The organism is Pseudomonas amygdali (assembly GCF_002699855.1).
GTDB lineage: Bacteria > Pseudomonadota > Gammaproteobacteria > Pseudomonadales > Pseudomonadaceae > Aquipseudomonas > Aquipseudomonas amygdali.
In genome coordinates this window covers 43,544-56,398 of the sequence record NZ_LKBW01000146.1, presented here as the reverse complement: position 1 = coordinate 56,398, position 12,855 = coordinate 43,544, and the positions used below count along the sequence as shown (strand labels likewise).

The 12,855-nt window shown below is 62.7% G+C and carries 14 protein-coding genes and 1 riboswitch; of the genes, 13 read left to right on the top strand and 1 reads right to left on the bottom strand.

Going from position 1 to position 12,855, the window contains the following annotated elements; all coding sequences use genetic code 11:
- Positions 1 to 195: 195 nt before the first annotated feature.
- Entirely contained in the window at positions 196 to 1,524 is a 1,329-nt protein-coding gene (locus AO277_RS12175) for a PQQ-dependent sugar dehydrogenase (protein ID WP_044318079.1), read from the bottom strand.
- A 119-nt stretch (positions 1,525 to 1,643) separates the two neighbouring features.
- Positions 1,644 to 1,857: riboswitch (cobalamin riboswitch) on the top strand.
- Between the two features lie 91 nt (positions 1,858 to 1,948).
- On the opposite strand from AO277_RS12175, the gene cobO reads away from it, so the two are divergent.
- The 13 genes from cobO (at position 1,949) to AO277_RS12115 (ending at position 12,811) form a co-directional block, all read left to right on the top strand.
- The gene (gene cobO / locus AO277_RS12170) at positions 1,949 to 2,560 is read left to right on the top strand and encodes a cob(I)yrinic acid a,c-diamide adenosyltransferase (protein WP_044318078.1); all 612 of its coding nucleotides are present in this window, start codon (positions 1,949 to 1,951) and stop codon (positions 2,558 to 2,560) included.
- 39 nt (positions 2,561 to 2,599) lie between these two features.
- Positions 2,600 to 3,895, top strand: coding sequence for a cobyrinic acid a,c-diamide synthase CobB (locus AO277_RS12165; protein ID WP_004657233.1), 1,296 nt, complete (start codon positions 2,600 to 2,602; stop codon positions 3,893 to 3,895).
- Positions 3,892 to 4,542, top strand: coding sequence for a 5,6-dimethylbenzimidazole synthase (gene bluB / locus AO277_RS12160; protein ID WP_044318077.1), 651 nt, complete (start codon positions 3,892 to 3,894; stop codon positions 4,540 to 4,542). The genes AO277_RS12165 and bluB overlap by 4 nt, the downstream gene beginning before the upstream one ends.
- Positions 4,539 to 5,447: an adenosylcobinamide-phosphate synthase CbiB gene (gene cbiB, locus AO277_RS12155; RefSeq protein ID WP_044318076.1), complete on the top strand. Its 909-nt coding sequence runs from the start codon at positions 4,539 to 4,541 to the stop codon at positions 5,445 to 5,447. The genes bluB and cbiB overlap by 4 nt, the downstream gene beginning before the upstream one ends.
- Entirely contained in the window at positions 5,440 to 6,444 is a 1,005-nt protein-coding gene (gene cobD, locus AO277_RS12150; RefSeq protein WP_044318075.1) for a threonine-phosphate decarboxylase CobD, read from the top strand. The genes cbiB and cobD overlap by 8 nt, the downstream gene beginning before the upstream one ends.
- Positions 6,441 to 7,901 (top strand): cobyric acid synthase, encoded by a 1,461-nt coding sequence (locus AO277_RS12145; protein WP_044318074.1) that lies wholly within the window; start codon positions 6,441 to 6,443, stop codon positions 7,899 to 7,901. Before cobD ends, AO277_RS12145 begins: the two co-directional genes overlap by 4 nt.
- Positions 7,902 to 8,423 (top strand): bifunctional adenosylcobinamide kinase/adenosylcobinamide-phosphate guanylyltransferase, encoded by a 522-nt coding sequence (gene cobU, locus AO277_RS12140; protein WP_044318073.1) that lies wholly within the window; start codon positions 7,902 to 7,904, stop codon positions 8,421 to 8,423.
- On the top strand, positions 8,420 to 9,472 hold the full coding sequence (cobT, locus tag AO277_RS12135) for a nicotinate-nucleotide--dimethylbenzimidazole phosphoribosyltransferase (RefSeq protein WP_002554595.1): 1,053 nt from the start codon (positions 8,420 to 8,422) through the stop codon (positions 9,470 to 9,472). The genes cobU and cobT overlap by 4 nt, the downstream gene beginning before the upstream one ends.
- Positions 9,469 to 10,041 (top strand): alpha-ribazole phosphatase family protein, encoded by a 573-nt coding sequence (gene cobC, locus AO277_RS12130; RefSeq protein ID WP_002554594.1) that lies wholly within the window; start codon positions 9,469 to 9,471, stop codon positions 10,039 to 10,041. Before cobT ends, cobC begins: the two co-directional genes overlap by 4 nt.
- Before the next feature lies 1 nt (position 10,042).
- Positions 10,043 to 10,774 (top strand): adenosylcobinamide-GDP ribazoletransferase, encoded by a 732-nt coding sequence (locus AO277_RS12125; RefSeq protein WP_044318072.1) that lies wholly within the window; start codon positions 10,043 to 10,045, stop codon positions 10,772 to 10,774.
- Positions 10,775 to 10,870: 96 nt separating this feature from the next.
- Positions 10,871 to 12,079, top strand: coding sequence for an MFS transporter (locus tag AO277_RS12120; RefSeq protein WP_002554592.1), 1,209 nt, complete (start codon positions 10,871 to 10,873; stop codon positions 12,077 to 12,079).
- A complete protein-coding gene (locus AO277_RS29100) occupies positions 12,076 to 12,198 on the top strand; it encodes a hypothetical protein (protein ID WP_044318071.1) in 123 nt (40 codons plus the stop codon). The genes AO277_RS12120 and AO277_RS29100 overlap by 4 nt, the downstream gene beginning before the upstream one ends.
- Before the next feature lie 61 nt (positions 12,199 to 12,259).
- Complete coding sequence (locus AO277_RS12115) at positions 12,260 to 12,811, top strand: glutathione peroxidase (RefSeq protein ID WP_044318070.1); 552 nt, start codon at positions 12,260 to 12,262, stop codon at positions 12,809 to 12,811.
- Positions 12,812 to 12,855 lie beyond the last annotated feature (44 nt).

Below are 12,855 nucleotides of genomic sequence, written 5' to 3'. Positions count from 1 at the left end.
CAGGATGCAGGCCGCCAAGGCAGCGTAAGTGGATAATTGTCCAACCTTCGGGGGGCATACCATCCGGACGTGCGGAACGATCATCGCAATTATCGTGCGACGCGGAGCGTCGAGAACTGCATTCCCACGCTGGAGCGTGCGGAACGATAACTCAACTAACGTACGACGCTCTGCGTCAACCCTCTACGCTCGGCGTTATTGAGCTGCCTTGGCCGAGGTCACGCGCCAGATTTTGTTGCCGACATCGTCTGCCACCAGCAAGCCGCCGCGCTGATCATTGACCACGCCAACCGGGCGGCCCATGGCTTTTTCGTCTTTGTTGAGGAAACCGGTCAGCACATCGACTGGAGCGCCGTTGGGCTTGCCGCCGCTGAAGGGCACGAACACCACTTTATAGCCGCTGTGCGGTTTGCGGTTCCATGAGCCGTGCTGGCCAATGAACAGGCCTTCGTTGAACGGCGCCGCCAGCGTCTTGCCATCGGCGAATACCAACCCTAACGAGGCCGTATGCGGGCCGACTGCGTAATCCGGTGCGATGGCCTTGGCGACCAGTGCCGGGTTCTGCGGTTTGACGTGCTCGTCGACATGCTGGCCGTAGTAGCTGTAGGGCCAGCCGTAGAAAGCGCCATCCTGCACCGAGGTCACGTAGTCTGGTACCAGGTCGCTGCCGATTTCGTCACGCTCGTTGACCGCCGTCCACAGCTTGCCGGTTTTGGGTTCCCAGTCCATGCCGTTGGGGTTGCGAAGGCCCGAGGCGAAAATGCGGTGGTTGCCGGTGGCAGCGTCCACTTCCCAGATGGCTGCACGACCTTCTTCCTTGTCCATGCCGTTCTCGGCCACGTTGCTGTTGGAGCCCACTGTGACGTACAGCTTGCTGCCATCCTTGCTGGCAATGACGTTTTTGGTCCAGTGGTGGTTGAGCGTGCCGCCCGGCAGGTCGACCACTTTGGTCGGCTGCGCGCTGATCGAGGTCTGGCCCGCTTCATACGGGAAGCTGATCAGGCGGTCGGTGTCGGCGACATAGAGCTTGTTGCCCACTAGCGTCATGCCAAACGGCGAATTGAGGTTTTGCAGGAACACGGTGCGGGTCTCTGCGACGCCGTCCTTGTCCACGTCGCGCAGCAGAGTAATGCGGTTGGCGCTTGGCACGCCCGCACCGGCGCGGCCCATGACTTTTTCCATTACCCAGCCGCGAATACCTTTGGAATCATCCGGTTTGGCCGGCGAATTGGTTTCCGCCACCAGCACGTCACCATTGGGCAATACATACAGCCAGCGCGGGTGGTCCAGGTTTTCGGCGAACGCTGCCACCTGTGTGCCCGGCGCGGCGACCGGTTTTGCGCCTTTTTCCCAGCCTACGGCAGGGGCGATGTTGACGGTCGGGATCAGCGTCTTGTTAGGCTCCGGCAGTTTGGGCGAGGGGCCTGTTCCATCCGAGACTTGCAGGGTCGAAGACTCGCCGCAGGCAGCGAGGCCACCGGCAACCAGAAGCAACACTGCGTAGTGGGGTCTGAGTCTGAACATGGTGAATCTCCATAAACAAGGGCGTGGTCCGATAATTGATAGAGGCACTGCGAACCGTCTGGGTTCAATCACGTTTCACAGCGTCGGTGTCGATTGACGCTCCCAGCCCAACCCTCTACCCTTCGCGGTTTGTTTCAGGTGCTCTGCAATCCTTGATTGGCAGGGTGAAACAGGGAAGCCGGTGTGGATCAATCGATCCGATCCCGGCGCTGCCCCCGCAACGGTAAATGAGTCAAGGCTGTGCCTGACGCCACTGTGTTTCGACATGGGAAGGCGCGCAGCCGGGGTAACCCGCTCATGAGCCCGGAGACCGGCCTGAACCACTCAATGGCATCACGGAGGGTGATGCTCTGTGCAGGCCGTTGCCGTGCTGTCCAGTGCTGTCCTTCCGTCTGTTGTCGACTGCCACGAGCGGAGAACCCGGATGAACGAATCCCCCGAACGCGACGAACGCCATCTGGCGCGCATGCTGCGCAAGAAAGCCGTGATGGACGAGCGCATTGCCAGCTCACCCAACAAGTGCGGCCTGCTGCTGGTCTTGACCGGCAACGGCAAAGGCAAGAGCAGCTCGGCATTCGGCATGCTTGCCAGGGCCATGGGCCACGACATGCAGTGCGGCGTGGTGCAGTTCATCAAGGGCCGCAACAGCACTGGCGAAGAAATGTTTTTCCGCCGTTTCCCCGAGCAGGTGCGCTATCACGTGATGGGCGAGGGCTTCACCTGGGAAACCCAGGATCGCCAGCGTGACATTGCCGCTGCCGAAGCCGCCTGGGCCGTGTCTCGGGAAATGCTCCGCGATCCGGCCATTGGTCTGGTGGTGCTCGACGAACTGAACATTGCCCTCAAGCATGGTTACCTCGACCTTGAACAAGTGCTGAGTGACCTGCAGGCCCGCCCACCTATGCAGCATGTGCTGGTGACCGGCCGCGGTGCCAAACCCGAATTGATCGACCTGGCTGATACGGTTTCCGATATCGGCGTGGTCAAGCACGCGTTTCAGGCCGGTATCCGGGCGCAGAAAGGTATCGAGCTGTGAATAATCCTTTATTGGGCGCACTGCAATGAGAGCACTGCAATGAGAGCTCCGCGCGATTGCCCGGCGGTTTTGATCGCCGCGCCTGCCTCCGGGCAAGGTAAGACTACCGTCACCGCGGCACTGGCACGTTTGCACCGCAACCAGGGCCGCAAGGTCCGGGTGTTCAAGTGCGGGCCGGATTTTCTCGACCCGATGATTCTCGAGCGGGCCAGCGGCGCACCGGTCTACCAGCTGGACATGTGGATGGTCGGTGCCGACGAAAGCCGTCGCCTGTTGTGGGAAGCCGCAGATGAGGCAGACCTGATCCTGATCGAAGGCGTCATGGGGTTGTTCGACGGCACACCGTCCAGCGCTGATCTGGCCCGCCACTTTGGCGTACCGGTGTTGGGGGTGATCGACGGCACGGCGATGGCGCAGACGTTTGGCGCGCTGGCGCTCGGGCTGGCGCGTTATCAGCCGGATCTGCCGTTTGCCGGCGTGCTGGCCAATCGGGTTGGCACGGTACGCCACGCGCAGTTGCTGGAAAACAGTCTGACCGAAGGCCTGCGCTGGTATGGCGCACTGTCCCGGGAAGTCGGTTTCGAATTGCCCAGCCGCCATTTGGGGCTGGTCCAGGCCAGCGAACTCAATGATCTGGATGTGCGGCTGGACATGGCTGCCGCCGCGCTGGCCAGCACCTGCGAAGTGGCCTTGCCGCCAGCCGTAACCTTTACCGCGCCCGACCCGGTTCAGGTCGAGCCGTTGCTCAGCGGTGTGCGCATCGCCATTGCCCGCGACGAGGCCTTTGCCTTTCTGTACGGCGCAAGCCTGGACCTGCTGCGAAACATGGGCGCAGAGCTGAGTTTCTTCTCGCCGATCCATGACCGCGAGCTGCCCGACGCCGACAGCCTGTACCTGCCGGGTGGCTACCCGGAGTTGCACCACGTTGCTTTGGCGGAAAACCTGACGATGCAGGCATCGATCAGGGCGCACCATATCGCTGGCAAGCCGATTCTGGCCGAGTGCGGCGGCATGCTTTATTTACTCGAAGCCTTGACCGATGTGGAGGGCGTGCGCGCCGAACTGGTCGGCTTGCTGTCCGGTGAGGCGGTCATGCAGAAGCGTCTGGCGGCGCTGGCCTTGCAAGCGGTTGAGCTGCCCGAGGGTACGTTGCACGGTCACACGTATCACCATTCGCTGACCAGCACCGAGTTGCAGCCGATTGCCCGTGGCGTCAGCCCCAACGGCGGGCGTGGCGCAGAGGCAGTCTACCGCCTGGGTCGTCTGACCGCGTCCTACGTGCATTTCTATTTCCCTTCCTGCCCTCAGGCGATTGCGGCGCTGTTCAAACCATGACCGAACAAGCGTTCAGCCCTGAAGAGCGGGCTGCGGTGTACCGGGCCATCGCCGAGCGTCGCGACATGCGCCACTTCGTCGGCGGCACGGTGGCGCCCGAGTTGCTGGCGCGCTTGCTGGAAGCCGCACACCAGGCACCCAGTGTTGGGCTGATGCAGCCGTGGCGCTTCATTCGCATCAGCGATCCGGCGTTGCGCGGAAAAATGCAGGCGCAGGTAGAAGAAGAACGTATCCGCACTGCCCAGGCACTGGGCGAGCGCACCGACGAGTTCATGAAGCTCAAGGTCGAAGGGATCAATGACTGCGCCGAAGTGTTGGTCGCCGCACTGATGGAAGGGCGTGAACAGCATATTTTCGGCCGCCGCACCTTGCCGGAAATGGACATGGCCTCGCTGTCCTGCGCGATCCAGAACCTGTGGCTGGCATCGCGTGCAGAAGGTCTGGGCATGGGCTGGGTGTCGCTGTTCGACCCCGAGGCATTGGCCGAACTGCTGGGCATGCCTGACGGCGCGAAGCCGCTGGCGATCATTTGCCTGGGGCCGGTCAAGGAGTTCTATCCTGCGCCCATGCTGGTGATGGAAGGCTGGGCGCAGGCGCGTCCGCTGCACGAGCTGCTGTACGAGAATCAATGGGGAGTGGATCAATGAGTGTGGCGCTGTTGAGCGTCGCCGGGGTTGCGCTGGATGCGCTGCTCGGTGAGCCAAAACGATGGCATCCGCTGGTGGCGTTCGGCAACTTCGCCAATCGGGTCGAGCAGCGTTTCAACAGCGGTGGCCGTGGCTGGCGCAGTCATGGCGTTACCGCCTGGGTTATCACCGTAGTGCCGTTGACGCTGCTGGCCACGCTACTGAGCTGGTTGCCCGGTATTGGCTGGCTGGTCGAGGTTCTGGCGCTGTATTGCGCGCTGGGCATGCGCAGCCTGGGCGAACATGTTCAGCCGGTGGCGCAAGCGTTGCGCAGTGACGATCTGGTCGAGGCACGCCAGCGGGTCGGTTATCTGGTCAGTCGCCAGACCAGCGAACTGGATGCCACCGAAGTGGCTCGCGCGGCTACCGAATCAGTGCTGGAGAACGGCAGTGATGCGGTGTTCGCCGCGCTGTTCTGGTTTGTCGTGGCCGGTGCGCCCGGCGTGGTGCTGTACCGGCTGAGCAACACGCTGGACGCCATGTGGGGTTACCGCAACGAGCGCTTCGAGCGTTTTGGCTGGGCTGCGGCGAAGATCGACGATCTGCTCAACTATATTCCCGCACGTCTTGTGGCATTGACTTACGCCTTGTTGGGCAAGACCCGACTGGCGCTGCGCTGCTGGCGTACGCAGGCCCCGGCCTGGGACAGTCCGAATGCAGGTCCGGTGATGGCCGCTGGCGCGGGTGCGCTGGGTGTCGAACTGGGCGGGGCGGCGATCTATCACGGCGAGCTGCATCAGCGTCCGCAATTGGGTGAAGGTGCACCTGCCGATGCAGACTCGATCGATCGCGGCTGGCAACTGGTGCAGCGCGGCGTCTGGTTGTGGTTGCTGGTCATATGCGTGGTAGCTGAATTCTATGCTTGAGCACGGCGGTCGGTTGCGCGCCGCAGCGCAGCATTACGGTATCGAACTGGCTGACTGGCTGGACCTGTCCACGGGCATTGCACCCTGGTCGTGGCCCATCCCGGAGATTCCGACGCGTGCCTGGGCGCGGTTGCCCGAGACCGACGATGGCCTGGAATCGGCGGCCTGCCGCTATTACGGCGTACCTCGCTTATTGCCGGTGTCCGGCTCGCAGGCCGCGATTCAAGCGTTGCCGCGGGTACGCAGCGGAGGTCGGGTTGGCGTGCTGTCGCCCTGCTACGCCGAGCATGCACATGCATGGCGCAAGAACGGCTTCGTGGTCCGTGAGGTCAGCGAGCAGGAGGTCGAATACTTTCTCGACACTCTTGATGTGCTGGTGGTGGTCAACCCGAACAATCCGACCGGTCTGCACCTGAGCGCCGAGCGCCTGCTGGAATGGCATGCGCGACTGGCCGAGCGCGGTGGCTGGCTGGTCGTCGATGAAGCGTTTATGGATAACACGCCGGGCCTGAGCCTGGCTGCCGAGACGTGGCGCACCGGGCTGATTGTGCTGCGCTCGTTCGGCAAGTTTTTTGGCCTGGCCGGTGTCAGGCTCGGTTTTGTCATGGCCGAGCCGGTATTGCTGAGGATGCTGGCGCAGGAAATCGGCCCATGGTCGGTTAGCGGGCCAACACGAATCATCGGTCAGGTGTGCCTCAATGATCAGGAAGGGCACGCCCGTCAGCGTCAACGCAGCGAGCAGGCTCGCGAGCGTCTGGTGGCCTTGCTCGACCAGTACGGGCTGAGCCCGCAGGGCGGTTGTGCGCTGTTTCAGTGGCGGTTGACCCCTGAAGCGCAAACGCTCTATGAGTTCTGTGCGCGACGTGGCGTATTGTTGCGTCTTTTCAAGGGCGGCACACCCGAGTCGTCCAGCCTGCGCTTCGGTCTGCCCCGCGACGAGGCCGACTGGCTGCGTTTGCACACTGTTCTGCTTGAATACCGCAAGGAATACCCATGACCACGCTGATGGTACAAGGCACCACCTCCGACGCCGGCAAAAGCACACTGGTGACGGCACTGTGCCGCTGGCTGACCCGACAGGGCGTCAAGGTCGTGTCATTCAAACCGCAGAACATGGCGCTCAACAGCGCTGTAACGGCGGACGGCGGCGAGATCGGCCGCGCCCAGGCGGTGCAGGCGCAGGCGTGCTTTCTGGAGCCGCACACTGACATGAACCCGGTGCTGCTCAAGCCCAACAGTGATACGGGTGCGCAGGTGATCATTCACGGCCGTGCGGTCACCACCATGAACGCGGTGGCTTATCACGGCTACAAAGAGATCGCCATGCAGGCGGTGCTGGAATCCCATCGGCGCCTGGGTGAAAGATACCCGGTGATCGTGGTCGAGGGCGCGGGCTCTCCGGCCGAGATCAACCTGCGCGCCAACGATATCGCCAACATGGGCTTTGCCGAGGCGGTCGACTGCCCGGTGCTATTGATTGCCGACATCAATCGCGGCGGGGTGTTTGCCCATCTGGTCGGCACGCTGGAGTTGCTGTCGCCCAGCGAACAGGCGCGGGTCAAGGGGTTCATCATCAACCGTTTTCGCGGCGACATCGCCTTGCTGCAACCGGGCCTGGACTGGCTGGAAGCACGCACCGGCAAGCCGGTGGTTGGCGTGCTGCCCTACGTGATGGACCTGCACCTGGAAGCCGAAGACGGCCTGGACCAGCGTCAGACCGACAAGGTCGAGCATGTGCTGAACGTGGTGGTGCCAGTGCTACCGCGCATCAGTAACCACACCGATTTCGACCCGCTGCGCCTGCACCCTCAGGTCAATCTGCAGTTCATCGGTCCCGGCCAGGCGATTCCTCCTGCTGACCTGATCATTCTGCCCGGCTCGAAAAGCGTGCGCAGCGATCTGAACTACCTGCGCAGCCATGGCTGGGACACCGCCATCGAGCGGCATTTGCGTTATGGCGGCAAGCTGATGGGGATCTGCGGCGGCCTGCAAATGCTCGGTGAGCAGGTGCACGATCCTCTCGGGCTGGAAGGCGCAGCCGGGTCCAGCGCCGGGTTTGGCCTAATGGCAATGAGCACGGTGCTGGAAGCGGAAAAGCAACTGCGCAATGTGCGCGGTCGTCTGACCCTGGAAGACGCCGAGGTCAGCGGCTACGAAATTCATGCCGGGGTAACGACAGGGCCGGCGCTGGAGCAGGCTGCCGTGCAACTGGACGACGGGCGTTGCGATGGCGCGCAGAGTGTCGACGGGCAGGTGCTCGGGACTTACCTGCACGGCCTGTTCGAATCACCTGCGGCCTGTAGCGCGTTACTGCGCTGGGCGGGGTTGGCGAACGTGCAGTCCGTCGACTATCACGCCCTGCGCGAGCGCGACATAGAACGTCTGGCGGACCTGGTGGAAAAACACCTGGACGGCCCATTGCTTCGCGAACTGTGTGGCCTGGAGGCGAACTGAATGCTGCAATTGATCCTCGGCGGCGCGCGTTCCGGCAAGAGTCGCCTGGCGGAAAAACTGGCCGCCGACTGCACGCTGAAGGTGACCTACATCGCCACCAGTCAGCCTCTCGATGGCGAAATGAATCAGCGTGTTGCGAGCCATCGCGCACGCCGTCCCGAGCACTGGGGGTTGGTCGAAGAGCCGATCGAGCTGGCGCGGGTGCTGCGCGAAAATGCGGCGCCCGATTGCTGCCTGCTAGTCGATTGCCTGACCCTCTGGCTGACCAATCTGCTGATGCTCGACAACCCCGAGCGCCTGCTTCAAGAACGTGAATCCCTGCTCGACAGCCTTGCCGGGCTGCTGGGTGAAATCATTTTTGTCAGCAACGAAACCGGGCTTGGCGTCGTGCCGCTCGGCGAACTGACCCGTCGCTATGTCGATGAAGCCGGCCTGTTGCATCAGGCGCTGGCCGAGCGTTGCCAGCGTGTCGTGTTGACCGTTGCCAGCTTGCCCCTGACGTTGAAAGGAACCGCGCTATGAGTAATTCCTGGTGGCTCAAGCCTGCACAGGCCATTGATGTACCGATGCGCGAGGCGGCACTGGCCCGTCAGCAACAGTTGACCAAGCCGGCGGGTTCGCTGGCACAACTGGAGCGTCTGGCGGTACAGCTTGCCAGCCTGCAAGGGCGCGAGCGTCCGGCTGCCGACAAATTGTGGATCGCGATCTTTGCCGGCGATCATGGTGTGGTGGCCGAAGGTGTATCGGCCTATCCACAGGAAGTCACCGGCCAGATGCTGCATAACTTCGTCAACGGTGGCGCAGCGATCAGCGTGCTGGCGCGCCAGCTCTCGGCGCAGCTGGACGTGGTGGATCTGGGTACCGTGGCGCCTCTGGATTTGCCGGGCGTGCGTCATTTGCGCATCGGCGCGGGCACCGCCAATTTCGCCCACGGGCCAGCCATGAGCGCCGAACAGGGGCTTGCTGCTCTACAGGCCGGGCGCGACAGCGTGTTGCGCGCCAAGGCGGTCGGCACCGAGCTGTTTATCGGTGGCGAGATGGGCATCGGCAATACCACGGCGGCCAGCGCCGTCGCCTGCTCGGTGCTGGAATGTGCCGCGCCGTTGCTGGTCGGTCCCGGCACCGGGCTGAACGCCGAGGGCATCGAGCACAAGACCCGTGTCATCGAACGCGCACTGGCGCTGCATGCCGAGCAGGCCGGCGACCCGCTACACAGCCTGTTCTGCCTGGGTGGTTTCGAGATTGCCGCGCTGACCGGCGCTTATCTGGCCTGTGCGCAGGAAGGCATCGTGGCGCTGGTCGACGGTTTCATTTGCAGCGTGGCCGCCCTGGTGGCGGTGCGCCTGAATCCGTCTTGCCGCAACTGGCTGTTGTTCGGCCACCGTGGCGCCGAACCGGGCCACCGGCACTTGCTGGAAACGCTACAGGCCGAACCGCTGCTGGACCTCGGCTTGCGTCTGGGCGAGGGCAGTGGCGCAGCGTTGGCGGTGCCGTTGGTGCGTCTGGCCTGCGAGCTGCACAACGGCATGGCAACGTTTGCCGAAGCGGCAGTGGCGGATCGCCCCGCATGACCTTGCGTCTGGACTTGCTGCGTCATGGCGAAACAGAGCTGGGCGGTGGTCTGCGCGGCAGCCTCGACGATGCTCTGACCGAACTCGGCTGGCAGCAGATGCGTGCGGCAGTGGCCAATGGCGGTCCCTGGGAACGGATTGTCAGCTCGCCTTTGCAGCGCTGTGCACGTTTTTCCGAAGAGCTGGCGCAGCGCCTGTCGCTGCCCATGCAACTGGAGCCGGGTTTACAGGAGCTGCATTTCGGCGACTGGGAAGGCCACAGCCCTGCGCAGCTTATGGAAACCGATGCCGAAGGCTTGGGCCTGTTCTGGGCCGATCCCTACGCCTTCACGCCGCCCAATGGCGAGCCAGTGATCGATTTTTCGACACGGGTGCTGAATGCGGTGGCGCGTCTGCATAAGGCGTATGCCGATGAACGCGTGTTGCTGGTCAGTCACGGTGGTGTGATGCGTCTGCTGCTGGCGCAGGCGCGTGGGCTGCCGCGCGAGCAACTGTTGCAGGTAGTGGTCGGCCATGGCGCACTGCTGTCGATTCAGGTCGCTGCTGATGGCGTAATCACGGAGGTCTGAGATGCTGCCGTTCTGGATCGCTCTGCAATTTCTCGGCAGCCTGCCGATTCGTCTGCCCGGCATGCCGCGCCCGGAAGAGCTTGGGCGTTCGTTGTTGTTCTACCCGCTGGTAGGCGTGGTGTTCGGCATGCTGCTGCTGGGTTTCAGCGCGCTACTCAGTGGTACGCCGCTCATGCTGCATGCCGCGTTGGTACTCAGCGCCTGGGTGCTGCTCAGTGGCGGCTTGCATCTGGACGGTGTGGCCGACAGTGCCGACGCCTGGCTGGGCGGTTTTGGTGATCGCGAACGTACCTTGCAGATCATGAAGGACCCGCGTAGCGGGCCGATTGCCGTGGTCACGCTGGTGCTGGTGCTGCTGCTCAAATTTGCAGCGATTCTGGCGCTGATCGAAAGTCACAGCAGTATCGGGCTGCTGTTGGCGCCGCTGATCGGACGCGCTGCCATGCTTGGGCTTTTTCTGGGAACGCCGTATGTGCGTTGCGGGGGATTGGGGCAGGCGCTCGCCGATCACCTGCCGCGTGGCCCTGGACGCAAGGTTTTGGCCGCCACTGCCATTGCGTGCGTGCTGCTCGCCGGCTGGTCAGGGGTAGCTGTATTGCTGGTCTGCGCCGTTTGTTTCTTCTGGCTGCGGCAGTTGATGATGCGCCGTCTGGGCGGCTGCACCGGCGATACGGCCGGGGCATTGCTCGAGCTGCTGGAATTGGCGGTGCTGCTGACGCTGGCGCTGCTTTGAGACCCTGCACAACGCTTTGTTGACAGCTTTTACCGGCAGCGCGTAGCTTCGCGATTCGCAGGTAAAACCATGTAACAAAGTGCAGGGAGCTTAACCATGACATCGATCTGGCGTACCAGCGGCTGGGTTCTGCTGGGCAGTGCGTTGATCCTTGCGCTTTCGCTAGGCACGCGGCACGGTTTCGGCCTGTTTCTGGCGCCCATGAGCGCGGATTTTGGCTGGGGGCGTGAGGTCTTTGCCTTTGCCATCGCCTTGCAGAACCTTATGTGGGGTCTGGCGCAGCCGTTCGCCGGGGCGCTGGCAGATCGATTTGGAGCGGCCAAAGTCGTCTTCGTTGGCGGTGTGCTGTATGCGGCAGGGCTGTTGTGCATGAGTATGGCTGATTCGTCTCTGAGTCTTTCCCTTAGTGCTGGTTTGCTGATCGGTATTGGTCTGTCCGGCACGTCTTTTTCGGTCATTCTGGGTGTCGTCGGGCGCGCGCTGCCTGCGGAAAAACGCAGCATGGGCATGGGGATCGCCAGCGCGGCGGGTTCATTCGGCCAGTTCGCCATGTTGCCCGGCACACTGGGTTTGATCAGCTGGTTGGGCTGGTCCGGTGCCTTGCTGGTGCTGGGCGTGATGGTGGCGCTGATCCTGCCCTTGGTAGGCATGCTCAAGGATACGCCGAGCGTGTCTACCGGTATCGAGCTGACGCTGGGCGAGGCGCTGCGTGAAGCCTGCTCGCATTCGGGGTTCTGGCTGCTGGCACTGGGTTTCTTCGTCTGTGGCTTTCAAGTGGTGTTCATCGGCGTGCACCTGCCAGCCTATCTGGTGGATCAACACTTGCCCGCCAAGGTCGGTACAACGGTGCTGGCCTTGATCGGGTTGTTCAATATCTTTGGCACCTACACCGCTGGCTGGTTGGGCGGGCGCATGTCCAAACCTCGACTATTGACCGCGCTTTATCTGTTGCGCGCTGTGGTGATCGTGTTGTTTCTCTGGATTCCGCTGAGCCAGACCACTGCCTATCTGTTCGGCGTAGCAATGGGCCTGCTGTGGCTGTCGACTGTGCCGCTGACCAACGGCACGGTCGCGACACTGTTTGGTGTGCGTAACCTGTCGATGCTGGGCGGTATCGTCTTTCTGTTTCACCAGTTAGGTGCATTCCTCGGCGGCTGGCTCGGCGGGTTGGTGTATGACCGCACCGGCAACTACGACCTCGTCTGGCAAGTCTCGATACTGCTGAGTCTGCTGGCCGCCGCGTTGAACTGGCCGGTGCGTGAGCGCCCGGTGGCCAGGTTGCAGGCGCAGGGTAGCCTGGCATGAGCCGTCGCTGGCCTCTGCTGGCGGCGTTGCTGGCAGGCGCGGTGGTGTTGGGGCTGGTCTGGTGGGCCTGGCAGCACGTTGGGCTGGCTGCGTTGCAGCTGGGAATGGGCGCTTGCTAGGCAGACAGCCTGGCATGGGGTAGCGTGTCGACAAACGACAACATTATCCAGGGCCGCCATGATGAACATTCGCTTTGTTTCGATACCTCTTCTGCTGCTGGCCATGAGTGGCGCTGCAATGGCTGCCGACTGTCCGCCGCTGCTGCAGGGCGAGTTGCCCAAGCTGCGCGCCAAGGAAAACATCGACCTGTGCAAACGCTTTGCCGGCATGCCGCTGGTGGTGGTCAACACCGCCAGTTTCTGTGGCTTTGCCCCGCAGTTCAAAGGGCTTGAAGAGCTGAGTCAGCGCTACAAGAGGCAGGGGCTTGAGGTGTTGGGCGTGCCGTCCAATGACTTCAAACAGGAAGCCAAGGATGGTGAGGAGACCGCCAAGGTCTGCTACGTCAATTACGGCGTGACTTTCACCATGACCGAGCCGCAGGCCGTGCGCGGCGATGATGCGACCCATTTGTTCAAGGTGCTGGCCGAGCAAAGCAGTGCGCCACGCTGGAATTTTTACAAGTACGTGGTTGATCGCCAGGGTAAGGTCATTGCCAACTTCTCCAGCATGACCAAGCCGGATGATCCTGAGCTGATCGCAGCCATTGAAAAGGCGATTGCGTCGAAGCCTTAGGGCGGGCTTGAGTGTTGTCTGAATCTGCCTGACATCGTAGAAGC